The organism is Atopomonas hussainii, from assembly GCF_900109735.1.
Taxonomy (GTDB): domain Bacteria; phylum Pseudomonadota; class Gammaproteobacteria; order Pseudomonadales; family Pseudomonadaceae; genus Atopomonas; species Atopomonas hussainii.
In genome coordinates this window covers 35,024-58,023 of sequence record NZ_FOAS01000016.1, presented here as the reverse complement: position 1 = coordinate 58,023, position 23,000 = coordinate 35,024, and the positions used below count along the sequence as shown (strand labels likewise).

General features: G+C 59.3%; 30 protein-coding genes. 14 read left to right on the top strand and 16 right to left on the bottom strand.

What is annotated here, in order from left to right; all coding sequences use genetic code 11:
- Positions 1-18: 18 nt before the first annotated feature.
- From BMX80_RS15245 to BMX80_RS15235, 3 genes are read right to left on the bottom strand one after another with little or no spacing between them, the layout of a single operon-like run.
- Positions 19-456, bottom strand: a complete 438-nt coding sequence (locus BMX80_RS15245; RefSeq protein ID WP_074870157.1) for a DUF2489 domain-containing protein — start codon at positions 454-456, stop codon at positions 19-21.
- Positions 446-634, bottom strand: coding sequence for an SEC-C metal-binding domain-containing protein (locus tag BMX80_RS15240; protein WP_074870154.1), 189 nt, complete (start codon positions 632-634; stop codon positions 446-448). Before BMX80_RS15240 ends, BMX80_RS15245 begins: the two co-directional genes overlap by 11 nt.
- A gap of 2 nt (positions 635-636) precedes the next feature.
- Positions 637-1,125, bottom strand: a complete 489-nt coding sequence (locus BMX80_RS15235) for an LEA/WHy family protein (protein WP_074870151.1) — start codon at positions 1,123-1,125, stop codon at positions 637-639.
- Between the two features lie 112 nt (positions 1,126-1,237).
- Here BMX80_RS15235 and BMX80_RS15230 point away from each other — a divergent pair, with 112 nt between their 5' ends.
- Positions 1,238-1,822: a hypothetical protein gene (locus BMX80_RS15230; protein ID WP_074870148.1), complete on the top strand. Its 585-nt coding sequence runs from the start codon at positions 1,238-1,240 to the stop codon at positions 1,820-1,822.
- A gap of 11 nt (positions 1,823-1,833) precedes the next feature.
- Here the strand turns inward: BMX80_RS15230 and BMX80_RS15225 are convergent, their stop codons facing one another.
- Complete coding sequence (locus BMX80_RS15225; protein WP_083394347.1) at positions 1,834-2,313, bottom strand: YchJ family protein; 480 nt, start codon at positions 2,311-2,313, stop codon at positions 1,834-1,836.
- Complete coding sequence (locus tag BMX80_RS15220; protein WP_074870141.1) at positions 2,307-2,774, bottom strand: DUF6231 family protein; 468 nt, start codon at positions 2,772-2,774, stop codon at positions 2,307-2,309. The genes BMX80_RS15225 and BMX80_RS15220 overlap by 7 nt, the downstream gene beginning before the upstream one ends.
- Positions 2,775-2,872: 98 nt before the next feature.
- Between BMX80_RS15220 and BMX80_RS15215 the strand changes: the two genes are divergently transcribed.
- The 3 genes from BMX80_RS15215 to dinG all read left to right on the top strand — a co-directional run bounded on the left by BMX80_RS15215 (position 2,873) and on the right by dinG (position 6,638).
- Positions 2,873-3,565, top strand: coding sequence for a PA1041 family peptidoglycan-binding anchor lipoprotein (locus tag BMX80_RS15215; RefSeq protein ID WP_074870138.1), 693 nt, complete (start codon positions 2,873-2,875; stop codon positions 3,563-3,565).
- 93 nt (positions 3,566-3,658) lie between these two features.
- Positions 3,659-4,438 carry a hypothetical protein gene (locus BMX80_RS15210; RefSeq protein WP_139214167.1) on the top strand — a complete coding sequence of 260 codons (780 nt, stop codon included), beginning with the start codon at positions 3,659-3,661 and terminating at the stop codon, positions 4,436-4,438.
- 58 nt (positions 4,439-4,496) lie between these two features.
- Positions 4,497-6,638, top strand: coding sequence for an ATP-dependent DNA helicase DinG (gene dinG / locus BMX80_RS15205; protein WP_074870133.1), 2,142 nt, complete (start codon positions 4,497-4,499; stop codon positions 6,636-6,638).
- A gap of 54 nt (positions 6,639-6,692) precedes the next feature.
- On the opposite strand, the gene BMX80_RS15200 is transcribed toward dinG, so the two are convergent.
- A complete protein-coding gene (locus BMX80_RS15200) occupies positions 6,693-7,517 on the bottom strand; it encodes an HDOD domain-containing protein (protein ID WP_074870131.1) in 825 nt (274 codons plus the stop codon).
- A 111-nt stretch (positions 7,518-7,628) separates the two neighbouring features.
- Here BMX80_RS15200 and BMX80_RS15195 point away from each other — a divergent pair, with 111 nt between their 5' ends.
- The 3 genes from BMX80_RS15195 (at position 7,629) to pdxH (ending at position 10,129) form a co-directional block, all read left to right on the top strand.
- Positions 7,629-8,771 (top strand): serine hydrolase domain-containing protein, encoded by a 1,143-nt coding sequence (locus BMX80_RS15195; protein WP_074870128.1) that lies wholly within the window; start codon positions 7,629-7,631, stop codon positions 8,769-8,771.
- A 69-nt stretch (positions 8,772-8,840) separates the two neighbouring features.
- Positions 8,841-9,410 (top strand): OmpA family protein, encoded by a 570-nt coding sequence (locus BMX80_RS15190; RefSeq protein ID WP_074870125.1) that lies wholly within the window; start codon positions 8,841-8,843, stop codon positions 9,408-9,410.
- A 71-nt stretch (positions 9,411-9,481) separates the two neighbouring features.
- Complete coding sequence (gene pdxH, locus BMX80_RS15185; protein ID WP_074870124.1) at positions 9,482-10,129, top strand: pyridoxamine 5'-phosphate oxidase; 648 nt, start codon at positions 9,482-9,484, stop codon at positions 10,127-10,129.
- 28 nt (positions 10,130-10,157) lie between these two features.
- Here the strand turns inward: pdxH and BMX80_RS15180 are convergent, their stop codons facing one another.
- Both BMX80_RS15180 and BMX80_RS15175 read right to left on the bottom strand, forming a co-directional pair.
- Positions 10,158-10,541, bottom strand: coding sequence for a lysozyme inhibitor LprI family protein (locus tag BMX80_RS15180; protein WP_074870122.1), 384 nt, complete (start codon positions 10,539-10,541; stop codon positions 10,158-10,160).
- A complete protein-coding gene (locus BMX80_RS15175) occupies positions 10,541-10,789 on the bottom strand; it encodes a hypothetical protein (RefSeq protein ID WP_071872832.1) in 249 nt (82 codons plus the stop codon). The genes BMX80_RS15180 and BMX80_RS15175 overlap by 1 nt, the downstream gene beginning before the upstream one ends.
- Before the next feature lie 67 nt (positions 10,790-10,856).
- Between BMX80_RS15175 and BMX80_RS15170 the strand changes: the two genes are divergently transcribed.
- Positions 10,857-11,327: an outer membrane lipoprotein gene (locus tag BMX80_RS15170; protein WP_071872831.1), complete on the top strand. Its 471-nt coding sequence runs from the start codon at positions 10,857-10,859 to the stop codon at positions 11,325-11,327.
- Positions 11,328-11,430: 103 nt separating this feature from the next.
- Here BMX80_RS15170 and mqo read toward each other — a convergent pair whose 3' ends face one another.
- Positions 11,431-12,918: a malate dehydrogenase (quinone) gene (mqo, locus tag BMX80_RS15165; protein WP_071872830.1), complete on the bottom strand. Its 1,488-nt coding sequence runs from the start codon at positions 12,916-12,918 to the stop codon at positions 11,431-11,433.
- 337 nt (positions 12,919-13,255) lie between these two features.
- The gene (locus BMX80_RS15160) at positions 13,256-13,567 is read right to left on the bottom strand and encodes a hypothetical protein (protein ID WP_074870120.1); all 312 of its coding nucleotides are present in this window, start codon (positions 13,565-13,567) and stop codon (positions 13,256-13,258) included.
- A 72-nt stretch (positions 13,568-13,639) separates the two neighbouring features.
- On the opposite strand from BMX80_RS15160, the gene BMX80_RS15155 reads away from it, so the two are divergent.
- Both BMX80_RS15155 and BMX80_RS15150 read left to right on the top strand, forming a co-directional pair.
- A complete protein-coding gene (locus BMX80_RS15155) occupies positions 13,640-14,185 on the top strand; it encodes a Tll0287-like domain-containing protein (protein WP_074870117.1) in 546 nt (181 codons plus the stop codon).
- 17 nt (positions 14,186-14,202) lie between these two features.
- Positions 14,203-14,793, top strand: a complete 591-nt coding sequence (locus tag BMX80_RS15150) for a YajG family lipoprotein (protein WP_074870114.1) — start codon at positions 14,203-14,205, stop codon at positions 14,791-14,793.
- A 61-nt stretch (positions 14,794-14,854) separates the two neighbouring features.
- Here the strand turns inward: BMX80_RS15150 and BMX80_RS15145 are convergent, their stop codons facing one another.
- Positions 14,855-15,061 (bottom strand): hypothetical protein, encoded by a 207-nt coding sequence (locus tag BMX80_RS15145; RefSeq protein ID WP_071872826.1) that lies wholly within the window; start codon positions 15,059-15,061, stop codon positions 14,855-14,857.
- A 198-nt stretch (positions 15,062-15,259) separates the two neighbouring features.
- Between BMX80_RS15145 and BMX80_RS15140 the strand changes: the two genes are divergently transcribed.
- Positions 15,260-15,535, top strand: a complete 276-nt coding sequence (locus BMX80_RS15140; protein WP_071872869.1) for a hypothetical protein — start codon at positions 15,260-15,262, stop codon at positions 15,533-15,535.
- A 50-nt stretch (positions 15,536-15,585) separates the two neighbouring features.
- Here BMX80_RS15140 and BMX80_RS15135 read toward each other — a convergent pair whose 3' ends face one another.
- Positions 15,586-16,743, bottom strand: a complete 1,158-nt coding sequence (locus tag BMX80_RS15135; RefSeq protein ID WP_074870112.1) for a 1-acyl-sn-glycerol-3-phosphate acyltransferase — start codon at positions 16,741-16,743, stop codon at positions 15,586-15,588.
- An 85-nt stretch (positions 16,744-16,828) separates the two neighbouring features.
- Here BMX80_RS15135 and BMX80_RS15130 point away from each other — a divergent pair, with 85 nt between their 5' ends.
- Both BMX80_RS15130 and BMX80_RS15125 read left to right on the top strand, forming a co-directional pair.
- On the top strand, positions 16,829-17,017 hold the full coding sequence (locus BMX80_RS15130; protein ID WP_074870109.1) for a CPXCG motif-containing cysteine-rich protein: 189 nt from the start codon (positions 16,829-16,831) through the stop codon (positions 17,015-17,017).
- Positions 17,017-17,283, top strand: coding sequence for a putative signal transducing protein (locus BMX80_RS15125; protein WP_074870106.1), 267 nt, complete (start codon positions 17,017-17,019; stop codon positions 17,281-17,283). The genes BMX80_RS15130 and BMX80_RS15125 overlap by 1 nt, the downstream gene beginning before the upstream one ends.
- Positions 17,284-17,360: 77 nt before the next feature.
- On the opposite strand, the gene BMX80_RS15120 is transcribed toward BMX80_RS15125, so the two are convergent.
- Positions 17,361-19,499, bottom strand: coding sequence for a methyl-accepting chemotaxis protein (locus BMX80_RS15120; RefSeq protein ID WP_074870104.1), 2,139 nt, complete (start codon positions 19,497-19,499; stop codon positions 17,361-17,363).
- A 191-nt stretch (positions 19,500-19,690) separates the two neighbouring features.
- Between BMX80_RS15120 and BMX80_RS15115 the strand changes: the two genes are divergently transcribed.
- Complete coding sequence (locus BMX80_RS15115) at positions 19,691-20,485, top strand: M48 family metallopeptidase (protein ID WP_074870101.1); 795 nt, start codon at positions 19,691-19,693, stop codon at positions 20,483-20,485.
- Between the two features lie 81 nt (positions 20,486-20,566).
- On the opposite strand, the gene BMX80_RS15110 is transcribed toward BMX80_RS15115, so the two are convergent.
- From BMX80_RS15110 to BMX80_RS15100, 3 genes are all read right to left on the bottom strand, one after another.
- Positions 20,567-21,010, bottom strand: a complete 444-nt coding sequence (locus BMX80_RS15110) for an ester cyclase (protein WP_071872821.1) — start codon at positions 21,008-21,010, stop codon at positions 20,567-20,569.
- 168 nt (positions 21,011-21,178) lie between these two features.
- A complete protein-coding gene (locus BMX80_RS15105; protein ID WP_074870098.1) occupies positions 21,179-21,748 on the bottom strand; it encodes a TMEM165/GDT1 family protein in 570 nt (189 codons plus the stop codon).
- A 223-nt stretch (positions 21,749-21,971) separates the two neighbouring features.
- Positions 21,972-22,979, bottom strand: coding sequence for a class I SAM-dependent methyltransferase (locus BMX80_RS15100; RefSeq protein ID WP_074870096.1), 1,008 nt, complete (start codon positions 22,977-22,979; stop codon positions 21,972-21,974).
- Positions 22,980-23,000 lie beyond the last annotated feature (21 nt).

Genomic DNA, 23,000 nt, shown 5'->3' with positions numbered 1-23,000 from the left:
CAAGGCCAGTGTGTCTAATTAGTGGCGCTGCAGCAGTTCGCGGGCTGCTTGCTCGGCGGCGCTGCGGTGTTGTTGCTCCAGCTCGGCAAATAGCTGCTGATAGTCGCGGCGCTGGGCTTTGCTGAGCGCCTTCCACTCGGCATGGGTGGGAATGTGTTCGGTGGCGGCAAAGACCTGCTGAAACACTTGCCAGCTCGGTTGCAGGCTGGCGTCGGGCAGGTGGTGATCAAGCATGACCTTGATGCGAATGCAGCCTTCAACGAAGGGCACCTGTTGGTTGATCAGACAGTCGGCTAAAACACGTAAGTCGCCGCTGATGCGTTGCTCGCGGGCTTGTGCGGTTTGCTCGGCTAAGCGTTGCTTGGTCCACACTTGGCGCCACAACCACAAGGCATAACCCGCCAGCAGCACAATGATCAGGCCGCCGGCGAGCCACCACAGGGCATTAACGGCCATGGCACTTCTTGAACTTGCTGCCGCTGCCGCACGGGCAAGGGTCGTTACGGCCGACTTCTTTTAGCGGGTTGCGTACCGGCTCGTGGTGGCCGTGATTGCAGTGCGGGCCATGCACATGGCCGTGGTCGTGATGGTCGTGATTGCAGTTGTGGTCGTGTACGTGAGGCTGGTTCGACATGCTTAGTCCGGAATGTACTGGCCGGGTAACAACTGGCCTGTGCGGTCAACAGACAGGGTTTGGCCAAACAGCATGCCTGTTTTGACTTCGCCGCGCAGACGATAAGGCACAGGATTATCCGGTTTTTCGAGCATTTTGACGATGCGCTTGACGTGCCGCCATAAGTTGGTGCGTACCGGTAGGGTAATCCGCCGACGGCCATTGGCCGGCACGGTAAAGCTGGAGTTCGATTCGCCGCTGGCCAGCAGCACGCCATCTAAGTCGATGCTGTACACCAGCTTGCTGATTGGCAAGCTGACGCTGTTGGGGTTTTCCACCAGTAGGGTCAGGGCGAGACGTTGCTCCCAGAGGTTGGCTTTTTCCACTTCAACCTGCTCAAGGCTGATTACCGGGTCGCGGTAACTGCTGGAAGAAAACAGCGCACAACCGGCTTGCAAGAGCAGCAGGCTGACAAGGCTTATTCTTGTTATTAGTTGTGCCAGATAGAACATCGTTGGCTCCTTACGAGACGCAGGCAGTGTAACAAGTCGCGTTTTGCCTGCAAGCGGTTGAGATCATCCATCAGGCGGTTAAGATGCAAGAAAACCCTTTAGGGAGCGTGGCATGAGTCTGTATGAAGTCGCTTTTGCGGGCATATTGGTACCCGGCGCCGATGAAGCCCAGGTGAAGGCCAATCTCGCCAAGTTGTTCCAGGCCGATGCCCAGCGGATTGCGCTGCTGTTTTCGGGGCGGCGTACAGTGATTAAAAATAATCTCGATGAAGAAACCGCCAAGCGCTATCAGCAGACCTTGGCGCGTGCCGGCGCGCAGGTGGAAGTGAGCTTGATGGGCGCGGAGCCAGCCCCTGCGGCGCCGCCAGCAACCCCAGCAGCTGCTGCCGCACAAGCGGTGCAAGCGGTCAGCCCGGCACCGACCGCTGCACAGCCGGTGGGTGATAAGCCATCGGGCGGTCGTCTAAGCGTTGCCGCGCGTGATGAATACATGGCTGCGTTTAGTGAGGTGGATGCACCGGATTTACCGCTAGCTCCCTTAGGTGCGGATATCGGTGATGCCAAGCCTGAGGTCGCTCCGCCGCCGCTGGATTTATCCGGCATGCAGCTGGCGCCTGTCGGCAGTGATATGGGCCAAGCCAAAGCGCCGCCGGCACCACCGGCGCCGGATACCAGTCATCTCAAGTTGGAAGAGTAATCAGCGCTTCCTCAGCCCAGATACGGGCCGCAGCACTTCTTCACTTTACGGCCGCTGCCGCAGGGGCAGGCGCCGTTGCGGTCGGCTTTTAAGCGCACCGTGGGGTCGATAAAGTACCAACGCTGATCGCCACCACGCACAAAGTGCGATAACTCTTCATGGGCCAGCTGATGACCCTCGGCATCTTGCCAGCGCACGTTAAAGCGCACCCAGCCGCGTGCTGGGCTGCTGTCTTGTTGCGCGCTACCGAGCACGTCTAAACCCAGCCACTGGCTGCTCTGACTCCACTGCTGCATGGCGTCACGGTCGAGCCCGCTCTGCTGCGCTGGTAGTGTGGTGGCGATCAGGTAGTCAATCTGCCCCAACACATAGGCGCTGTAACGCGAGCGCATCAGCGCTTCGACATGCTGTGCGCCTTGCTTCTGCACCGCCTCGCAGCAGTTGGCAAAGCTCTCGGGCTGGCCGCATGGGCAGTGCTCGCGGCTTACCATCGGAATTTATCGAACATTTCTGGGTTGGCCCAAAAGCGTGCATTCAGCCAATCCGGCGCCGGCTTATAGGCCAACAGGTTAAAGCTGGCCAACCAAGCGGGCTGCTCATCTTCTACTAAGCGCTCATCCAGCTGCACGGCTTGTGCGTACAGATCGGTTTCTTGCCATTGCTGCACGTTGGGGCGCAGGGCAATCAACAGCTGGCTGCTGAATAAGTTGCGCACTTGGCCAATCAGTGCTTGGCCTTCTTTACGCGGCAGCGTTTCTAGCGGGCCATCAATCACACACAGATCAAAACGCTGCGCTTCTGGCAGGGTCTCGCTGAGGGTGAGTTGGCATTCGGGCAGGGCCTTGGCCAGCCAGGCTTGGGCGTCTGCACTGATCTGGCCGAGCCACAACAAGCGCGCTGGGCGCTGCTGGGCGATGCGGGTGAGAAGGGCTTGTTGCAACGAGGCCGTCATGGGCATTCCAAAGGCAGATTGTTCGGCAAGGGGGCTATTTATCTACTTTACTAGGTCGTGACATGCCAACGGAACATCGCCATGAAGGAGGCGACATTATGTCAACGATGAAAATTGCCGGAGTGCTGGCGCTGAGCGTAACGCTCGCAGGGTGCTCCAGTCAGGGTTTGATGCGTACCGATTGGCCGATCTGCGGCCTGATTGGCGGTGCCACGGGCGCCGGATTAGGTGCGATTGAAAGTAGCACCATGGCCGGCGCCGTCGGTGCCGCTGTGGGTGTTACGGCTGCGGCGTATTGCTGGGTGCATGGCGATAAAGACAGTGACGGCGATGGCGTGCTGGATAGCCGCGACCAGTGCCCGGATACCCCGATGGGCACGCAGGTCGATGAAGTCGGCTGCCCGGTGGTGGTTGAAGAAGTGGTTGAGATGGTGGTCGCAGATGAAACCATCGTGCTCAGTGATGTCGATGAACTGCTGTTCGCCTTTGACTCCGCCGTGCTCACCGAGGGCGCGAAAATGCGCCTCAATGAAGTGGCACTGCGCCTGAAGCAGTTCCCCAATGCGGTGATCACCGTCGGTGGCCACACCGATAGCGTGGGTGCTGACAGCTACAACCAAGGCCTGTCGGAGCGTCGTGCGCAAGCTGCGCATGATTATCTGGTCAGCCAAGGCGTCAACGATGAGCAGATCAGCCCTGTGGGCTATGGTGAAACCCGGCCGATTGCCGACAACGCCACGCGCGAAGGTCGGGCATTGAACCGCCGCGTTGAGCTGTTTGTGGATAATTGATCGGGCGCTGGCACGCTGCCAGTAAAGCCTTTGCGGTAAACTTGGCGGCCGGCTAAGCAGCTTGGCCGCCATTTATTTTTTAGGGGATGCGTTATGCGTTGGGGGGTAATGGTCGTTGCGATAGTGGCTCAATGGGCCGTGGCGACTAGCGTGCTGGCGGACTTCCCGGTCTACCGTTTGGGGCAGAGCGAAGGGCGTTTACAGCTGGATTACCTCGAAGTGGATGCTGGCGAGCGCTTAGTGGTGCCGCGCGGCATGCAGGCGTTAGAAGTAGGCCGCCTGCTGCTGGCCGAGCAAGCGCGCTTAAAACTGCCGCCGGGTAATGAGCGCTTTGAGCTGCACGTCAAAGAAGCCTTTGTCGCCGCCGGTAGCGTGATTGATGGCAGTGGCCGCGCTGGGGAAAACGGCGAGCCCGGCCAAACGGCGCGGCCCTTGGTGATTTATCTGGATAAGCTCGAAGGCCAAGGCTTGATCATCGACGCGCGCGGCGGCGAAGGCGGCCAAGGTGTCGCCGGCGAGCAGGGTGCCAATGGTTATCGCGGCAATTGCTGGTTTCGTTCGGCTACTCACGGGCAAAACGGTGGTAATGGCGGCAACGGCGGCAACGGCGGTAATGGCGGCGAGGTGATTGTTTATCTGCCAGAGAACGTGGCAGAAAGCGCGCTGCAAGTGCAGCTGCAAGGCGGCGCCGGTGGAGAAGGCGGCTTGCCCGGCGCTGGTGGGCGCGGTGGCAAAGTGAAATTTTGCGGTGTGTACGGCAAGCCGGCCGGGCGCGCAGGGCGCGCCGGCAGCGCTGGGCAGCCGGGCGTGGATGGCAGCGCCGGGCGGGTACAAATCATTCGTCAAGCCAGCGCCGCGCAGGCCGTTGATTAGTTAGCCGCAAGGCTTACGGCGCGTGCTGGGGTATTATGCTTGCTTGCCGAGGACAGCCATGCTCACCGACCAGCTCAAAGCGCAGATTCAAGACGCCTACCGCACCTTTCTCGATAATCGCGAACTCAAGCCGCGTTACGGCCAGCGTTTGATGATTGCCGAGGTGGCGCGCACCTTGGGCAATATCCGCGTCGATGATGAAGATAAACGTGTTGGCGAGCCGGCCGTATGCGCCGTAGAGGCAGGCACCGGCACCGGCAAAACCGTGGCCTACTGTTTGGCCGCACTACCGATTGCCAAAGCCACCGGCAAGAAACTGGTGATCGCCACCGCCACCGTGGCTCTGCAAGAGCAAATCGTTAACAAAGACCTGCCGGATATCGCCCGTCACGCGCAACTGAAGTTCTCCTTCGCCTTGGCCAAAGGGCGTGGTCGCTATTTGTGTTTGTCCAAGCTCGATGCCTTGCTGCAAGAGGGTCAAGCCAATGCCTCGACGGCGCAATTATTTGCCGACGAAGGCTTTCGCATTGAAGTCGACGAAGGCTCGCTGGCGCTGTATCAGCAGATGATCGACAAGCTGGCTGGCAACCGCTGGAATGGCGACCGCGACAGTTGGCCCGAGGTGATCGAAGACGAGCAGTGGAGCCAGCTGACCACCGACCACACTCAATGCACCACCCGTTATTGCCCAAACTTCCAGCAGTGCGCCTTCTACAAGGCGCGCGAAGGCATGAGCCAGAGCGACGTGATTGTCACCAACCACGACTTAGTGCTGGCTGACTTAGCCTTAGGCGGCGGCGCCATACTGCCGGACCCGGCGCAAACCCTGTATATCTTCGACGAAGGCCATCACCTGCCGGACAAGGCGATCAACCACTTCGCCTACAGCACGCGCCTGCGCAGCACCGCCGACTGGCTGGAGCAGCTGGCGCGTAACTTAACCAAGTTGCTGGGGCAGAACCCGTTGCCCGGCGATTTGGGCCGCTTGATCGAGCCGCTGCCGGAGCTGGCGCGCGAGATCAAAAGCCAGCAGCAATTTATGTTCACCGCTTGCGAGGCGCTGGCCGAGTTTCACTTAGGTGAAGACGAACAAGGCCGAGAGCGACCAAGGCACCGCTTTGCGGGCGGGGTGATTCCTGAAGATTTGCGCGAGATGGGCGTTGAGCTGAAGAAAGGCTTCTCACGCCTGAACGACCAGCTCACGCGCATCAACGACCTGCTCAAAGATGGCATGGAAGGCGAGCCGATCGGCATCAGCGCCCAGCAAGCGGAACAGTGGTATCCGCTGTTTGGCAGCTTGCAGGGCCGCGCCGAGGCGAACTGGTCGCTGTGGACCAGCTTTACCAGTGAAGACGCCGCCGAAGCGCCGCCCACGGCGCGCTGGCTGAGCCTAGCGGAAAGCGGCGCGCTGTTTGATATCGAAGTGCATGCCAGCCCGATTCTGGCCGCTGAAACCTTGCGCCAACACTTATGGTTGCGTGCCTACGGGGCGGTGGTCACCTCGGCCACCCTCACTGCGCTGGGGCGTTTCGACCGCTTTAATCAGCGCGCCGGTTTGCCGCGCAGTAGCAGCACTTGTGTGGTGCCCAGCCCGTTTAATCACGCCGAAGCCGGTGTGCTCAGCGTGCCGGCGATGAGCTGTGAACCGACCGATGCACAGGCGCATAGCCGGGAAATCATCAAACTCTTACCTGACTTACTGGCCGATGCGCGCGGCAGCTTAGTGCTGTTTGCCTCGCGCCGGCAGATGCAGGAAGTGTTCGATGGGCTTGAGCGTGACTGGCGCAAGCGGGTGCTGATTCAGGGCAATTTGTCCAAGCAAGAAACCCTAAATCGGCACAAGGCGCGAGTCGATGACGGCGAGCCCAGTGTGCTGTTTGGCTTGGCCAGCTTTGCCGAAGGAGTGGATTTGCCCGGTGCGTATTGCGAGCACGTGGTGATCGCTAAATTGCCGTTCTCGGTGCCCGACGACCCGGTGGAGGCCGCGTTGGCCGAGTGGATTGAAGCGCGCGGTGGCAATCCATTTATGGAAATCGCCGTGCCGGATGCCTCGCTAAAGTTGGTGCAGGCCTGTGGCCGCTTACTGCGTAGCGAGCAAGACCAAGGCACCATCACCTTGCTCGACCGGCGGATTGTCAGCAAGCGTTACGGTAAGGCGATTCTGAATAGCTTGCCGCCTTTTCGACGGCAGATTAGCTAAGCCAGCAACAACGCTGCCGACACTGAGTCGGCAGTGCGCTGCGGCGGGCCTTGGTTAGGCGAGCATTTCGGCAAACGCTTTGTCGGCCTCTAGGGCTGCGGGCAAGTCGGCAAACAGCTTGTCCAAGTCCAGCTCTTGCATTACCGGCAAGTCTTTCAGCATGGCCTGTGCCTGCGGGGTCACACCATTGGCCACGACCGTGCGCTGCACTTGGTTGGCAATGGCTAAGACCTTCGGCATGGCATTGCCTTCGGGGGCTTCACGGTGGCGGAACTGGAACTCAATGGCCTCTTGCATGGCTTTGGGGAACTTCCAGCGTTTGGCCAGCTCGGCGCCTACATGGGTAAAGCTAAAGCCCAGTTGCAGGTTTTCTTGCTCGCGACGGCCTTCCTCGGTGCCGCCGGCGGCTTTATTGATCGACTCGGCAACATCCGGCAGCGCAACTTGAATGAGCAATTCGCCAATGTCGTGCAGCATGCCGCAGGTGAACGCCGTTTCGCTGTTTTGCTTCATCTGTTTGGCGACTAAACGCGCCACGGTGCCGACCTGAAAGCTCTGCAGCCAGAAGGCTTTGATGTCGAAGCTGGGGCCGGTTTTAAACGCGCCGGTCACGGCAGAGGCCATCACCAAAGTGCGAATGGTGCCCATGCCCAAGCGGCTGCAGGCATCGCTCACCGAAGTGATTTCTTGTGAGCCACGAAAACGCGGTGAATTGGCTAAGCGCAATACCTTCGCACTGATGACTTGCTCAAGGCTGATTTTGGCGCCGATTTTGTCGAGATCAGTGTTGGGGTCATCAAACATTTGTATGAGCTCCTGCACCACCTTTGGAATGGTTGGCAGGTCGTGAATCTTGTTAAACAGCTCATCCAGGGTCATGGTGCAACTCCAAGGTCAGTGGTGTTGTTGTTTTCTTTGAGCATAGTTGGCGTTTTGCGGCTTGGCCGCGCAAACGTGGCAAACTGCAGAAAAAATTACAGGGGGCTTTTGATGAGTGTGCAGGGCTATTGCGATCCGCAGTTTCAAGCGGTGGCTGATGAGTTTGCCGCGCTGCTGGATGCACCGCAGGCGCGCGGTTTAGCGCTGTGTGTGCAGGTGGGCGGGACGACCGTGCTCGACCTGTGGGGCGGCGTGCGCGACAAAGACAATCGTCAGCCGTGGCAGCGCGACACGCTGGTCAACTTGTTCTCCTGCACTAAGCCGTTTGCCGCCGTGGCGCTGCTGCAATTGGTGGCCGAAGGCAAGCTGCAACTCGACACGCCGATTGCCGAGTATTGGCCGGAGTTTGCCCAAGCCGGCAAGCAGGCGATTACCTTGCGCCATGTGCTGAGCCATCAAGCCGGCGTTACCGCCTTAACGACTGCACTGCAGGCGGATGATTTATTCGACTGGCCAACCATGACCGCCGCCATCGCCGCGCAAGCTCCCGCCTGGCCGGCTGGACAAACGCATGGCTATGCGCCGATTACCTATGGCTGGCTGACCGGTGAATTACTGCGCCGGGTGGATGGCCGTAGCGTGGGCGACAGCGTGGTGGCGCGCAGTGCAGCGCCCTTGGGGCTGGACTTCTTTTTAGGTTTGCCTGAGCAGGAGGATGCCCGCGTGGCACACCTGAGTCGTGGCAAAGGCGATATGGGCGATGAGGCGGCGCGGCGTCTTTTAAGTGTGACCTTTACCCAGCCCAAGCATCTGTCGACCTTGGCCTTCACTAACCCGCCGTCGCTGATGACCAGCACCAACAAGCCGCAGTGGCGGCGCATGCAGCAGCCCGCCGCCAATGGTCAAGGGCATGCGCGTAGCTTGGCCGGGTTTTATCAGGGCTTGTTGGCTGGGCAGTTGCTGCCGGCAGAACTGCTGACTGAGGCCACCCGCGAGCACAGCCAAGGCGAAGACCACACCCTGCTGACGGACACCCGCTTCGGCTTGGGTTTTATGTTGGACCAGCCGATTGCCAACGCCACCTTCGGCATGGGGCCGCAGGCGTTTGGGCATCCGGGGGCTGGTGGCTCGCTGGGCTTTGCTGATCCAGAGCGGCAAGTGGCGTTTGGTTTTGTGACCAACTTGATGGGCCCTTATGTGTTGATGGACCCGCGTGCGCAGCGCTTGGCTAAGGCTGTGGCGGGCTGTTTGTAAGTGGTGCTCAAGGCGCCGCTTGCGTACACTGCGCGGCGTTTTAACTGACTGATTCGTTTAGGTTTTGCGATGAAAAATTGGCTGATTGGCGTGGCGTTATTAACCTCGGCAGGCTGCGCTTGGGTGCCGGCAGAAAAGCCGCAACAGCCCACGGCAGAAGCGTTGGCCGCGCAGCAGCAAGCGCAGCTCAATGCCTGGTTAGACAGCCGCGAAGCACAGCTGCGCGAGGCGTTAGCCGGCAGCCGTATGACCTTAGAGCGGCGTGGCGAGCACTTAGTGGTCACCGCCCCGGTGGATGAGTCGTTCAAGCGTGAGCGCGTCATGCTGTTGCCGGTCACTTTGGGCCCGTTGGGCCGTGTGGCGAAGCTGGTTCAAGACGACCCGGATAGCACGTTGCAAATCCATAGCCATACCGACTCCAGCGGCTCGGTAGCGCTGAATCGCCAGTTGAGTGAAGAGCGTGCCAAGGCGATTGCTGCGCTGTTCTATCTGGCTGGCGCGCGCAGCAAAGTCGGTCTGCAGGCCTTTGGTGAAGCGCAGCCACGGCACAGCAACGACAGCGCCGAAGGCCGCTCGGCGAATCGCCGAGTTGAGTTGTGGCTAACCCGCCGTAGCCCCACGTTATTGGTTCAGCAATAGTGTTGCTGTGGGTCAGCTTAGGTTCAGCTGGCTTGCGCTAGGCTGCGTCTAACGAGCTAGGAGAACGAGTAATGTCTGACAAACTCGCCGATATGCGCCGAGACTACACCCGCGATGGCTTAAGCGAGCATCAGGTGCCGGATGAGCCCTTGGCGTTATTCCGTCGCTGGTTGGCTGAAGCGGTAGAGATCGAGCAGGCGCCGGTCGAGGCCAATGCCATGCAGCTGTCTACCTGCGATGCCGAAGGGCAGCCGCACAGTCGCGTGTTGCTGCTCAAAGGCTTGGATGAGCAAGGCTTTGTGTTCTTTGGCAATTACGACAGCGCCAAAGGTCAGCAACTGGCGCACAACCCTAAGGCGGCGATGACCTTCTTTTGGCCGGCGATGGAGCGACAAGTGCGCATTACCGGCGTAGTGGAGCGCGTCACTGCTGCCGAGTCGGATGCCTACTATGCCGTGCGTCCGTTAGGTAGCCGCATCGGCGCTTGGGCGTCGCCGCAAAGCCAAGTGATTACCTCGCGCGATGAGCTTGAGCAGCGCGTGGCTGAGGCGCAAGCGCGCTGGCAGGATAGCGAACCAACGCGCCCGCCGTTCTGGGGCGGCTACCGTTTAGTGCCGCAGGCGGTGGAATTTTGGCAGGGGCGTGCCAGTCGTCTGCATGATCGTCTGCGCTATCGGCAAGAGGCCGGCGTATGGCTGCGTGAGCGGTTAGCGCCGTAGTTTGCTGTCAGCGCAGCGCTGGCGTGGTTTAACGATTACGCAGGCGCTGGGTGTGCGCTTCGGTGAGGTCAATCAAGCAGGCCAAGGCCGCTTGTTCGGCGCCATTGCCCGAGGCCAGTAAGGCTTGGGTGTAGCTGCAAAAGTCTTGGCGGTATTGGTTGAAGGCGCTTTCCGCTTGCTGAAAACGCTGCACCGCGCGGTGCCGGCCATCGGTAACGCCATCCAGCGAGCGCGCCTCATTCAGTGCGGCGCTGGCCAGTGCGGTGTGTTCTTGCTGAGCCGTGTCTAAGCGTTGGCTTAAGCACTGGCTGACCGCAGGGCGGGTATCGACGCGGTCGTAGCAATCGTTGAGCGCGCCGGCATGCACGCTGGTGCTAACGACTAAACTAAGCACAGGGAAGAGATAACGCATTACAGGGTGTCCGCACGGTAGTGGGTGGCGATGTCTTGTAAGTGGCTGTGCAGCCGCTTACCGCGCAGGCCCTGCTGTTGGGCGGCGCTCAATTGCTGTTCTAGAAAAGCCAGTTTTGCGGCGTCGCCAGCGGCTAAGGCGCGCACGGTGTCGCGGGTGATCCAGCGCTGGATGCGCACATACAGCCACCAGTGGAAATACAGCCCTGCGGCTGTGGTAACGATAATGATGAAGTACTCTAGATACATAGGTTCGAACGCTTGGGCGCTAAGGCTGTCCAATACACGATTGCAGAAGTCTGATAAGGAGACAACGATGGTACCGGCAAAGTTTCTTGGCGCAGTGATTTTGGGCGTCAGCCTGTTACTCGGTGGCTGTGCTTCCAACTTGACCGGCGACACCTACAGCCGTGATGAAGCGCGTGTACCGCAAGTGGTACGCATGGGCACCATCGAAGCGCTGCGTCCGGTACAGATTGAAGGCACGAAGAGCCCGGTCGGCACCATCGCCGGTGGCGCGGTCGGCGGGATTGCCGGCAGCACGGTCGGTGGCGGTAAGGGCAGCTATGTGGCTGCCGTGATTGGTGCTGTAGCGGGTGGTTTGTTGGGCGCAGCGGCTGAAGAAGGCTTGACCCGCACTCAAGGTGTGGAAATCACCGTGCGCGAAGACGAAGGGCAAACCCGCGCCTACGTGCAGCAAGTTAATGAGGGCGAAGTATTCCGCGTTGGTCAGCGCGTACGGATTAACAGCGTAAATGGCGTGAGCCGGGTGATTGGGGTGAATTAACCCCTTAGCGCTCGCTACTAACAAAAAGCCCGCACTGTGATGTGCGGGCTTTTTGTTGGCACTGAAGTCGGGGGGAGACTGCCAGTGCTTAAGCTATCGGCGTTTAGGCGTCGAGCTTGAGGGTGCTCCAAGTCTGTGCGGTGATCTTGCGATACAAGTCACCGTCGGCTTTCAGGGCCTCTTCGCGGGCAGGCACGATTTCGGCCAGCTTGGCTTGCCAAGCGGCTGACTTGAACTGCTCGCCGAAGCAGCGCTCCAGCAGCTCCAACATCACCGACACGGTCACCGAGGCGCCCGGCGAGGCGCCCAGCAGGGCGGCGATGCTGCCGTCTTGCGATGACACCAGTTCAGTGCCGAACTGCAGAATGCCGCCTTTTTTCGGGTCTTTCTTGATGATTTGTACGCGCTGGCCGGCCAGCTCTAGGCGCCAGTCTTCGTTGCGTGCTTCGGGGTAGAACTTGCGCAGCGCTTGTACGCGCTCTTCGGTGGACTGCATCACTTCTTTGATCAGGTAGCGAGTCAGGTCCATGTTGTCGCGGGCCACCGACAGCATCGGCTTCAAGTTATTGGCACGCACCGACAGGGGCAGGTCCATAAACGAGCCGTGACGCAGGAACTTGGTCGAGAAGCCGGCAAACGGGCCGAACAGCAGCGAGGTTTGGCCATCCACCACGCGGGTATCCAAGTGCGGTACCGACATCGGCGGTGCGCCCACTTCGGCTTGGCTATACACCTTGGCTTGATGCTGGTTGACCACCTCGGGCTTGTCGCAGCGCAGCCACATGCCGCTCACTGGGAAGCCGCCGAAGCCTTTGCTCTCGGGGATGCCCGACATCTGCAGCAGCGGCAGCGCGCCGCCACCGGCACCGAGGAACACGAAGCGGGCTTTCACGGTGCGCTTCTCGCCGGTGCTGGTGCACTTGATCGACACACGCCACAGGTCGCCTTCGCGCTGCAGGTCGGTGACTTTTTGGTTGTAGGTCACCAGCGAGCCGTCTTGCTTGGAGAGGTAGGCAAGCATCTGCTGGGTGACAGCGCCGAAGTTTACGTCGGTGCCTTTCTCGTAATAAGTGGCAGCGACTTTTTCCTCGGCGGCGCGGCCGGGCATAGTCAGCGGCATCCACTTAGCGAGTTGTTCGCGGTCTTCGCTGATCACCATGTCTGCAAAGGCATGGCTTTCGATCAGCGCGCTGTGGCGGCGCTTTAAGAAGTCGATATCGCTCTCGCCGCGCACAAAGCTCATGTGCGGTACGGGGTTGATAAAGTTGCGTGGCTCGCCGAAGCCTTCTTTGTCAGTCAGGTAGGCCCAGAACTGCTTAGAAACTTCGAATTGCGTATTGATGTGCAGGGCTTTGGCGATGTCGATTTTGCCGCCGTTGTCGGGTGTGTAGTTCAGCTCGCACAAGCCAGCGTGGCCAGTGCCCGCGTTGTTCCAAGGGTTAGAGCTTTCTACCGCGCCGGTAGAGCGCAGCTCGGCAATTTCTAGGGTCAGCTTGGGGTCGAGCTCTTTGAGCAGAACCGCCAAGGTGGTGCTCATAATGCCGGCGCCGACCAGCATCACATCCACCGTTTGATTCTCGTTATGCGCCATCGCTTGCCACTCTCTCGTGAAGGTGAAAAAACCGTTATGTCGTTTCCGGGTCAGAAACGACCGCCCTTGGGGTTGTAGTGTGCGCAGGCCAACGGGGCGTGGGTGACGCGTCCGTTTTGCGTGAGCACTTATTATGGGGCGAAATCTGGGCAGTCCCTCAGGGGCCAAGTGTATTGCTTGGCGCATTGCCTGGGGCGCAAGGAAGCAGCTCTCTGCAGCTAGCGGGGCAGCCGGGGCTTACCCGTGCGGCTAAGCATGGCAGGAGATGTCCTCGTCGTTAGCCGGGGCGCGATTATACCGGTACATCAGCGGAATTTAACTAGCCTCTACGACTTTTTCACGAGAAGCGCAGGCGCCAAGCGGTATTTTTGCCATGCGGCTGCAAGGCGCATGAATGCTGCGTTAGGCGTTGTCCGAGGGTGACTGACTGGTCAGCTTTGAGGGCGATGAAACGGCCCTGTTGTGGGGCGCGATGAACGGTCACGATGGCCACGCACAGGCCCTGTTCATCCAGCTGGGCAAAGCGTTTACGTGGTGGCAGTAGAGCCTGCAGAAAGAACGACAACATGACAGCTTTCTCCAAGGGGGCAGCCAGGCCATTTAATGCCGCGGCGATGACACTGTGATGACGCTTGATCTGGGTCAGCACCTCGGTTGGCTAGCCTTGGCATGCTTGGCTGGGATAAACCGCAGACGCAGCCGAGGCTGCAGGGAGACAGGCATGAAAGCGCTGGCAGTTTTAACCTTGGCTTTGGCGGCAAACGCTGTTGCGGCACAAACGCCGCTAGAGGCAGAGGCGCAAGACATCACCGAGGCCTTTATGTTGTCGCTTAAGTCCAGTCTGACGGCGTCTTTGCAAGAAGGCGGGCCGGTTGAGGCTATCCAGCATTGTCAGCATTTGGCCCCCTCGCTGGCGGAGCAATTTGCCCGCAAAGGTTGGCAGGTGGGGCGCACGTCGCTAAAGCTGCGTAACCCCAACAATGCCCCGGATGAGTGGGAGCTGGCGCAGTTGTTAGCGTTTGCCAAGCGCCTAGAGCAAGGAGAAAAACCGGCCGCGCTATTTGCCAGCCAACAAGAGGGCGGCGAGTTTCGCTACATGCAAGCCATTGTGGTGGGTAAACCGTGCTTGGCCTGTCATGGCGAGTCGTTAACGGCGGAAATTAGCCAGATTCTGGATGCGCGCTACCCGCAAGATAAAGCGCGTGGGTATACTGCCGGCCAACTCCGTGGCGCCTTTACCTTACGCAAGGCGCTTAACGAGCCATGAAACGAACAGGGGGAAGCATGAAGCACCGTATTGTTAGCGCATTTTTGCTGATGGCCAGTTTGGCGCTGGGTGGTTGCGCACTCAGCCCGCAGCAGCTGACGCTGCAACCAGAACTGAACGGCAACAGTATTGCCCCAGTGGGCCAAGGCCAACCGGTGGTAGTCCGCGTGGTTGATGGACGCTCTTCGCCGGTGATTGGCACCCGTGGCGGCGTGTACCCCGATAGCAGCACCATTAGTGTTAACGGCAACGACTTGCTGCCCAAGTTGCAACAGCAGGTTGAAGTGGCGGTACGTCTGTTGGGCTTTACCCCTTCGGCCAACGCCTATAACGCGCCGCAGCTGACCGTGACGGTTGCTGACATCAAATACCTCAGCCCTAAAGACGGCAGCCTGATGGTCACCCAAGCTGACATCACGGCGACCTTGCGCGCTGATGTGCAAAACGCCACACGTCGTTATAACGGCCGCTACAGTGCTTCCAGCAGCCATCGCTTTGGTTCGGCGCCAAATGTGCCGGCCAACAGCCGTTTAGTCACCGAAGTGCTGAACGCTTCGCTGGAGCGCATGTTCCAAGATCAGACCATCGGTCAGATCCTTAGTCAGTAAAGCGCTTTCGCAGCAACAAAAAGCCCAGCAGATGCTGGGCTTTTTGTTGCTTGTAAAACGCCTAGGCCGCCTGTGAGTAAACCTGTGCAGGTGCTTGGCCCGTACGTTCATCGATATCGGGAAGGTCGTAGTGTTCATGTCCGCCCATGGCGCAATAAACTAACCAATGTTCGTCCTGAACATTGAACGACAGCTCATCGACAACCGCTTCCACTTCTTCCAGATGGTCAATCAGGTAGTCACGATCCAACATTTCTGTGAGTAGCATGGTGGTGCTCCGTGCAGGTTGAGAAGAATTCCCACTTACAAACGTAGTCCTTTTTGGTGACGATTTGCTGACATTTTTAGATCGATTGACTCTATGGTCATCGTTCGTCGGAATTATATGGTTCTAGGTAGAGTTGCCTAATTTCCCTCGTTAGACTGCGCGCCTTTTGTGAAAGCCATGGGGCAAGTGGGGCAAGTCATGTCGTTGCAGGTGTTTTGGAGTCTTCTGCAAAGCTATCCCAATCAAGTGGTTAACGGCTTGGCATTGTTTTTTGCCGTGGCCGGCAGCTGGCTGTGGCTGGCTACCCAGTGGCGTGAATATCAGGCCGACCGCCTGCAGGCTTTAGTGGAAAGCCGCGGCTTGGTGTACATGGCCGATGGCGACAAGCAGCGCCTGAACCGATTCTTCTACGGCTTTGGTGCAGTGTCGCTGGCGCTGGGCTTAGGCTTGAGCGTGCTGAGTACTTATTTGTAACGCGGCGCGGCGATTAAAAAAGGGCATCGAAGGATGCCCTTTTTTGTTGCCTAGCGGTTTTGCTGAAGGCGGTATTGATTGCGCACCGGGGTGGCGTATTGCATCAGTAAAAACGGCTGTTCCGCGGCGCTGCATTGGGCTAGGCGTTTGCCTAATTCTTGCTCGGCGGCGGCCAACTCGCTGGCGCTAAACAGGCTGGCAGCGCTGGGGACAGGCAATGCCGCGTCGCGCTCGGCCCATCGCTCCCACGCTAAGTAATGCACGGGAAATAGTTTGTAGTGACCGAGAATCAGTTGGTCGCAGGCTTGCGCCAGTGCTTTGGCATCCGCGTAGTCGGCCCCGTTTAAACGGTTGAAGGCCAAGTGCACGCGGCCTTTATGCCCGGTAATACCGAGGGCAATGCTGTGATCGTCTTCGCCGGCTTGTTTGTGGTAGCTGCCGGTGCGGGCGCGGGTTTCTAGCTCGCGGGCTTTGGCCACGTCGCAGGGGTCGTATTCGTAGCTGATCGACACCGGAACTAGGTTCAGGCTGCCAATCACCTCGGCAAAGGGTTGGTCTTTGCGGCTCATGTGGAACATTTTCAGAATCGCCGCATCGGTGGCGTCGTCGCCGTCTTTGGCGCGGCCTTCGGCTTGGGCAATCCAAATCGAATGGCCTTCGGCAATCGAGTGGTTGATATACGCCGAGAGGGTTTGAAAGGCGCTGAGCTTTTCGCGTCGGTTGGTGATTGAGCGGTGCACGATAAAGCTCTTGTTCAGCCGCATCAGATCGCTGACAAACGGCTTTTGCAGCAGGTTATCGCCAATCGCAATGCGTGGCGTGGGTAGCCCGGCGTGGTACACGGCGTAGTTGACGAAAGCCGGGTCCATCACGATGTCGCGGTGGTTGGCTAAATAGAGGTAGGCCTGCTGGTCGTCGAGTTGCTCGAGCCCGCTGTAGCTGATGCCCGCCGTGGCGCGCTCAACCACGCGGTCGACGTACGGCTCGATGCGCTCTTGCAACGCGGCGACGGAGTCAATACCACGCACTTCGCGACCTAAGCGCCAAGCAATCAGGCGACGCAGGAGCGGCGCACAGTAATCGGTTAAGCGCGGAAAACGGTAGCGCGCGAGGGTTTGCAAAAAGGCTTCGTCGCGCAGCAGGCGTTGCAGCACGGGGGCTACTTCGTGATCGTGGTAGGGGCGAATTGCCTCAAAATCGACCGCCATGCCAACTGCTCCCTGGGTTTGCTAAGTTAAAAGTAGAGCTCCAATAGACCGGCCATGTTAAACCAAAGTCACACAAGGCAAGCGCATGCTTGAGACATCTTCAGCTTATTGCTCGTATTGCGGCGAACCGATTGAACTGGTGTTGGACGTCAGCGGCGGCGCGCAGGACTACACTGAAGACTGCAGTGTGTGTTGCCAGCCGATGCAGGTGGCGCTGTGGGTGGCGGATGACGGCAGTGCATGGACTGTTGAGCTACGGCGCGAGGATGACTGATGCAGCGAATCTACGAACCGGCCGATTTACTCGAGGCGCAGCTGCTATTGGGTATGCTGCAACAACGTGGTTTTACCGTGCGCTTGTTGGGTGCAGACTTACTCGGTGCGATGGGTGAATTGCCCGCCATGGGCTTACTGGGTTTGATGGTGCCCGATGAAGACGCACGCTTGGCGCGCCAGCTGATTGATGAGTACCTCAGCGCGACCCCCGAGCCCTGTGAGCCCAGTAACCTGCTGCCGGTCGAAGGGCCCTGGATGGCTTGAGGGCTTGAGCGGCGAGCGCATTGCAAGCCAAAAAAAGGCCCAGCGTGATGCTGGGCCTTTTCGTGTGAGCTAAACCTTTACACCTTGAACTGATTGATCAGGCGGCGCTGTTGTTCGGCGAGGCGGGTTAGCTGGGTGCTGGCTTCGGTGGCTTCGTCGGCGCCGCGCGCCACTTCCTCGGCCACTTGGCCAATTTGCATTACGTTGCGGTTGATCTCTTCGGCGACTGCGCTTTGCTCTTCGGCGGCAGCGGCGATCTGCGTGTTGACCTCGTTGATCTCGGCGACTGCCTGAGTGATTTGGTTTAGTGCATCAGCCGCTTTAGCCGCTTGCTCAACACTGCTCGACGAGCGGCTCTGGCCGCTTTCCATCACTGCCACCACTTGCCGCGTGCCGGTTTGCAGCTGCTCGATCATTTGCTGGATTTCTTCGGTGGCCTGCTGGGTTTTCTGCGCCAAGTTACGCACTTCATCGGCAACCACGGCGAAGCCACGGCCTTGTTCGCCAGCGCGCGCCGCTTCGATAGCCGCGTTGAGCGCCAAGAGGTTGGTCTGTTCGGCAATGGAGCGAATGGTGACCAGAATGGCATTAATGTTTTCGCTGTCTTTGGCCAAGGTTTGCACGGCGCTGACCGCTTTGGTCATTTCATCGGCCAAGTTGCGGATTGCATTCACGTTACCTTGCACCACGCCATGCCCTTGGCTGGCGGCGCTGTCGGCACGCGCCGCGGCATTGGCGGCGTTGCTGGCATTACGCGCGACTTCTTGCGCGGTGGCGGCCATTTCGTGCACAGCGGCGGCCACTTGCTCGATACCGTGACGTTGCTTCTGCACGCCTTGGTTGGTTTGAATGGCGTTGTCGGCGGTGTGCTCCGAGGCATCGCTGAATTTTTGCGAGGCGGAGACCACCTCGCCGACCATGTTTTGCAGGCGGGCGAGGAAAGCATTGAAACCCTGGCCAATGGCACCCAGTTCGTCTTTACGGCTGGTATCTAAGCGCTGGGTTAGGTCGGCTTCGCCGCGGCTCATCACGTGCAGCACGTTAACCATATTGCGCAGCGGGCGAGCGATGCCTAAGGCGGTGATCCACACAAAAACCAAGCCAATGGCCGCTACGCCAAGGCCAACCAACAACATAAAGGTATTGTCTTGGGCATTCTGGCTAGCCAGCGCTTCGCTGAACTGAGTCAGCTCCGCGTTCACTTCGCTGAGGGGGATTTGCAGCATCAGCACCCAGCGCGCATCGCTTTGGCCAATCTGGAATGGGCGGAACACTTCGATATGGTCGTGCTCTTCGTCGACATCAATAAAGCTTTGCCCTGGTTGCAGTTGTTGCACATTGGCCAGTTCGTTGGCATCCATCACAGTCGATGCCTGTGCGCCAAGCTTGGCGGCATCTTTGGTGTACGCAACTAGGCCGCCGTTGGTGGCGATCAGCATCATGTTGCCTTTGCCGTTGTACAGCTCGGCATTGGCCTTCACCAGCATGTCTTGAATGAAGTTCAGTGCTAGATCGACCCCGGCAATGCCCTGAAAATTGCCACCGACTAAAATGGGCACGGTAAACGAGGCAAGCATGGTCATTTTGCCGCCTACTTCGTAGGGGGCGGGGTCGATCACGCATTCTTTTTTGCGCTCTTTCGGGCACAGGTAGTATTCGCCTTCGCGCACGCCGGTAGGCAGCAGTTTTTCACTGTCGGTACTGCCGATGGAGTCTATGCCTAAGCTGCCATCGGCATTGCGGTACCACCACGTCAGATAGCGGCCAGTGCCGTTGTAGCCGTTGTCGTTGATGCCGGCGTAGGTTTCATCCAAGCCGTCGATGGCGTTGGGCTCCCAGCCAATATAGGTGCCCAGCAAGGTGGGGTTATTGGCGGTGGTTTGTTTGATCAGGGTGCTCAGTTCTTCGCGGCTCATGGCCACGAGTGTGTTGCCAGCGTCGTCCTGCGTGCCCATCAGCGCATTGACTTGCGCTAGCCCGCGCGAGACAGCCAGTGGCTCTTCCAGCACGCGGCGAATTTCCTGCGCGCGGGCGTCTGCCAAGGCGGCTAGGCGCTGTTGCAACTGCGCCTGCACCATAGGTTCGGCACTGTTGTGCACGAATTCTTCAGCATGCTTGCTGGTATACAGCGAGAACCCCACCATCGTGGCGGTCACAGCGAGCACCAGAAGCCCAGCGAGGGCTGCAATGGTGTATTGCACGGAACTGAGTTTCATCAACGGGCTCCAGTTAGCAGGCAGGGGCTGACCAGATCCGTATCGGCCGCCATGGCAAAAAACTAAAGGGCGGTGCTCTGCCGCCGCGCTGTTTTAAGCAAAGTCACAAACTCGGCAGTGTGCAAGTTATGTACATTGCTGGCCGCAGGGCAGCTGACTACACTGCGCGCTTTTCGCAGAGGAATCAGCAGATGCGTTTTGTGATGGCGTTGCCGGCCTTGCTGGCTCTGGTGCTGGCCGGGTGTCAAACGGTGCAAACCACGCGCGCCGGTGCGGTGGGGGTAGACCGTCAACAAAGCATGCTGTCGGCGCAAGAGGTTGATCAGAGGTACGCGCAGTGGTATCGGCAAACCCTGCAACAAGCCCAGCAGCAGCGTGTGCTGAACTCTCGACCCGAACTGGTGCAGCGCTTAAATGCGGTCTCTAAGCGTTTGATTGCGCAGGTAGGGCACTTCCGTGACGACGCGCCGAGCTGGGCGTGGGAGATTAATCTGGTCGATGCGCCAGAGGTGAATGCCAGCTACGGCTCTGGCGGCAAGATTCTGCTCTATTCGGGGTTGTTCGATAAGCTTAGTTTGAGCGATGACGAGTTAGCGGCGGTGGTTGGTCACCTGATCGCTCGTGAGCTGCGTGAGCATGGTCGCGAAGCAATGCCTGAGGCTAATGGCTTGTCGATGGGGGAAAGTGCCGTCGCTGCCTTGCTGGGCTTGGGGCAGGACACGATGGCATTGGCCAAGACACTGGCGCATCACTCGAGGGCCATTTCTAACATCCGCACCAACGAAAAAGAAGCCGACTTGATTGGCTTGGAGTTAGCCGCGCGTGCCGGTTACGACCCGCGTGCGGCATTGACGCTGTGGCAGAAGATGGGCTCGCAACAACGGCCGGAGTATATGAGCACACATCCGGCTTTCCTCACCCGTATGCAAGGGATCGAAGCAGCGTTGCCGCAGGTGTTGCCTTTGTATCAGGCTGCTCAGGAATAACGCCTGCGCTGGCTAAACGCTGCCGCAAAAAAACGCGCCACGGTTAAGCCGTAGGCGCGTTTTTTTTACCGCGCGGCGCCGTTAAGGCAGGGCGATTTCTGCGCTGGGGCGCATTTGCAGGCCGAGCTGGGCGCGAAAGCTTTCCATATCAAACAGGGTGCAGAGTTCTTCCAGCTTGCCGGCCGGGCTGTAACGCCAGAAGGCCATCGCAGAAATGGACAGCAGCTTGTCGCTGGCGGGGTAGCCCAAGGCCGGTTTGGCGATCGTGCCCATGAAGGTCGACCAAGTCACCACAGTGCGGTTTTCCGCAATGATGTCTTCGATCTCGACATGCAGATCGGTCATGGCGTCGCGAATCTCCACGACCAAGGCCTGATAGCCGGCGGTATCGAGCGGGTGACCCACAAAGGAACTTTTATATTGGAAGTTCAGCGCATGCCGTTGTTCAACCAAGGCCAGATGGCCTTTGTTCCATGACAGGTCGATGTGCTGACGCGTGATGCGCTTGAGCTCTTCGAGTTGCATAAACGGACACTCCGTTGCCGACTGCGTGCAAGAGTGTGAAGGCTATCACGCGGCCAAAAGAGCAATGTGACAGAGTTCACGCTTTTGTTTGGCTGCGCAAAAGCTTGCCCAGTGCATGGCAAAAGGCTTACAGCCAGTGGTAAGCCTAGTGCACAGCGGCGTGCTCGGTTAGCTCAGCAAAAATGCACGCCACAGGGCGTAGCTGGCCATGACCGCGAAGAAAGCCGCTGCAGCGCGGCGAATCCACGTCAGCGGCAGCGTATTGGCGGCGCGATTGCCCAACCAGATCACCGGCACATTGGCCAGCAACATGCCCACGGTGGTGCCGGCGATCACCCAGAACAGACTGTCGTATTGCGCGGCGAGCATCACCGTGGCGACTTGGGTTTTGTCGCCCATCTCGGCAATAAAGAACGCCACCAGCGTGGCGAAGAACGCCCCGTAGCGCTCCATGAGGCCGGGTTCGTCGTCGAGCTTGTCAGGAATCAGCGTCCAGCCGGCCACCACAGCAAAACACAGTGCCAGTGCTAGGTTCAGCCAGAACTCGCTGACTTGGCTGCTGAGCCAAGTACCCAACCAACCCGCCGCCGCATGGTTAAGCACAGTCGCGACTAAAATGCCGCCGACAATCGGCCAGGGGCGCTTAAAACGCGCGGCGAGCAGCAAGGCTAAGAGTTGGGTTTTGTCACCGATTTCGGCCAGTGCGACCAAGCCGGTGGAGATCAGGAAGGCGTCCATTGATTAACCTAAGCGGGGCGAGCAGACACGGCATGACACAGCAACCTTGCCCGCCCCGGGTGAAAGGTGCCATGTCATGGGTCTTGTCAGGCCGCAGCGGTGTGCGGTTGCCGGCGCCATGGCAGGTGGCCAAGTGTGTTGACGCGGGCCTCGTAAGAGCGACTACTCCCCCAGGACGGCGCGCATTGTGCCGCGCGCCAAGCGACGAGGCAAGCGCAGGCCGTCAGCCGGCGCACACCGCGCGGTAAATTTTAAAGCCGCGCGCGTGGGCGAGGGTTTCGCAGTGGCCGAAATGTTCTTCGATCAGCGCCGGATAGCGCAAAAAGTCATTGGCAACGATGCGCAGCTCGCCACCTTTACGCAGCACGCGGCGCGCATCGCGAATCAGCGCGTGAGCGATCTGGTAGTGGGTGTCGACGCCTTGGTGAAACGGTGGATTGCTGATCACCGCATCTAAACTGTGGCTGGCGACATCCGCCAAGCTGGCGGCGGCAGTCACCTGCGCGTTGTTTAGCTGGTTAGCGGCGAGGGTTTGCTGGCTGCTGGCCACGGCAAAGGCATCCACATCCAGCAGAGTGAGCTGTGCGCTGGGGTGTAATTGCGCCAAGTGCGCACCAATCACGCCGGCGCCGCAGCCGTAATCGAGCCAGTCGTGGCCGGGTAGGGCGTCTAAGTGTTCCAGTAGCAGCGCCGAGCCCACATCTAAACGGCCATGGCTAAACACACCGGGCAGGCTGTGAATGGTTAACGGTTGCTGACGGGCGCTAAGCGGCCAAGTTTGCCACGCGTGTTGCGGGGCTTTCGGCACTTGCTCAAGGCTGACTTGCCAGAGCTGGCAGTGCCGCGCGCTGTCGAGCTTAAGAGGTTTGCCCAGCACGTTGAGCTGTTTGGCGGCGCGCTCAATGCCGGCGCGTTTTTCACCGACCAGATAAAACAGCGCACCGGCGCTTAAGCGGCTGGCCAGCTGGGCGACGAGGTAGTCCACTTGCTCGCGCGCCTTGGGTAAAAACAGCACGACACCGGTGAATGGTACGGCAGGGCAGTCGGCGCCGTAATGCAGGCGCTCAGCAAAGCGGCTGCTAAGGCTCTGGGCTTCGCCGGCATGCCAGCTCCAGCCATAGGCCTGTGCTAGTTGGCCGAGTAAATCGTCGGCCGGAAGGCCAGCCAGCAGCAGGGGTTGCTCGGTAAAAAGGTGCGGCTGACGAAGCAATACCTGACTGCGCGGGTCCATAACGGCCTCCGGAAAAAAGCG

Excerpts from the sequence above, each read along its gene's own strand:
- pdxH (WP_074870124.1), top strand. The coding sequence starts at position 9,482 with ATGTCTGACAAACTCGCCGATATGCGCCGAGACTACACCCGCGATGGC.
- BMX80_RS15190 (WP_074870125.1), top strand. The coding sequence starts at position 8,841 with ATGAAAAATTGGCTGATTGGCGTGGCGTTATTAACCTCGGCAGGCTGC.
- BMX80_RS15100 (WP_074870096.1), bottom strand. The coding sequence starts at position 22,979 with ATGGACCCGCGCAGTCAGGTATTGCTTCGTCAGCCGCACCTTTTTACC.
- BMX80_RS15180 (WP_074870122.1), bottom strand. The coding sequence starts at position 10,541 with ATGCGTTATCTCTTCCCTGTGCTTAGTTTAGTCGTTAGCACCAGCGTG.
- BMX80_RS15170 (WP_071872831.1), top strand. The coding sequence starts at position 10,857 with ATGGTACCGGCAAAGTTTCTTGGCGCAGTGATTTTGGGCGTCAGCCTG.
- BMX80_RS15210 (WP_139214167.1), top strand. The coding sequence starts at position 3,659 with ATGCGTTGGGGGGTAATGGTCGTTGCGATAGTGGCTCAATGGGCCGTG.
- BMX80_RS15135 (WP_074870112.1), bottom strand. The coding sequence starts at position 16,743 with ATGGCGGTCGATTTTGAGGCAATTCGCCCCTACCACGATCACGAAGTA.
- BMX80_RS15200 (WP_074870131.1), bottom strand. The coding sequence starts at position 7,517 with ATGACCCTGGATGAGCTGTTTAACAAGATTCACGACCTGCCAACCATT.
- dinG (WP_074870133.1), top strand. The coding sequence starts at position 4,497 with ATGCTCACCGACCAGCTCAAAGCGCAGATTCAAGACGCCTACCGCACC.
- BMX80_RS15230 (WP_074870148.1), top strand. The coding sequence starts at position 1,238 with ATGAGTCTGTATGAAGTCGCTTTTGCGGGCATATTGGTACCCGGCGCC.
- BMX80_RS15245 (WP_074870157.1), bottom strand. The coding sequence starts at position 456 with ATGGCCGTTAATGCCCTGTGGTGGCTCGCCGGCGGCCTGATCATTGTG.
- BMX80_RS15175 (WP_071872832.1), bottom strand. The coding sequence starts at position 10,789 with ATGTATCTAGAGTACTTCATCATTATCGTTACCACAGCCGCAGGGCTG.
- BMX80_RS15235 (WP_074870151.1), bottom strand. The coding sequence starts at position 1,125 with ATGTTCTATCTGGCACAACTAATAACAAGAATAAGCCTTGTCAGCCTG.
- BMX80_RS15110 (WP_071872821.1), bottom strand. The coding sequence starts at position 21,010 with ATGCAACTCGAAGAGCTCAAGCGCATCACGCGTCAGCACATCGACCTG.
- BMX80_RS15125 (WP_074870106.1), top strand. The coding sequence starts at position 17,017 with ATGCAGCGAATCTACGAACCGGCCGATTTACTCGAGGCGCAGCTGCTA.
- BMX80_RS15150 (WP_074870114.1), top strand. The coding sequence starts at position 14,203 with ATGAAGCACCGTATTGTTAGCGCATTTTTGCTGATGGCCAGTTTGGCG.
- BMX80_RS15120 (WP_074870104.1), bottom strand. The coding sequence starts at position 19,499 with ATGAAACTCAGTTCCGTGCAATACACCATTGCAGCCCTCGCTGGGCTT.
- mqo (WP_071872830.1), bottom strand. The coding sequence starts at position 12,918 with ATGGCGCATAACGAGAATCAAACGGTGGATGTGATGCTGGTCGGCGCC.
- BMX80_RS15215 (WP_074870138.1), top strand. The coding sequence starts at position 2,873 with ATGTCAACGATGAAAATTGCCGGAGTGCTGGCGCTGAGCGTAACGCTC.
- BMX80_RS15105 (WP_074870098.1), bottom strand. The coding sequence starts at position 21,748 with ATGGACGCCTTCCTGATCTCCACCGGCTTGGTCGCACTGGCCGAAATC.
- BMX80_RS15225 (WP_083394347.1), bottom strand. The coding sequence starts at position 2,313 with ATGGTAAGCCGCGAGCACTGCCCATGCGGCCAGCCCGAGAGCTTTGCC.
- BMX80_RS15130 (WP_074870109.1), top strand. The coding sequence starts at position 16,829 with ATGCTTGAGACATCTTCAGCTTATTGCTCGTATTGCGGCGAACCGATT.
- BMX80_RS15240 (WP_074870154.1), bottom strand. The coding sequence starts at position 634 with ATGTCGAACCAGCCTCACGTACACGACCACAACTGCAATCACGACCAT.
- BMX80_RS15115 (WP_074870101.1), top strand. The coding sequence starts at position 19,691 with ATGCGTTTTGTGATGGCGTTGCCGGCCTTGCTGGCTCTGGTGCTGGCC.
- BMX80_RS15140 (WP_071872869.1), top strand. The coding sequence starts at position 15,260 with ATGTCGTTGCAGGTGTTTTGGAGTCTTCTGCAAAGCTATCCCAATCAA.
- BMX80_RS15155 (WP_074870117.1), top strand. The coding sequence starts at position 13,640 with ATGAAAGCGCTGGCAGTTTTAACCTTGGCTTTGGCGGCAAACGCTGTT.
- BMX80_RS15145 (WP_071872826.1), bottom strand. The coding sequence starts at position 15,061 with ATGCTACTCACAGAAATGTTGGATCGTGACTACCTGATTGACCATCTG.
- BMX80_RS15195 (WP_074870128.1), top strand. The coding sequence starts at position 7,629 with ATGAGTGTGCAGGGCTATTGCGATCCGCAGTTTCAAGCGGTGGCTGAT.
- BMX80_RS15220 (WP_074870141.1), bottom strand. The coding sequence starts at position 2,774 with ATGACGGCCTCGTTGCAACAAGCCCTTCTCACCCGCATCGCCCAGCAG.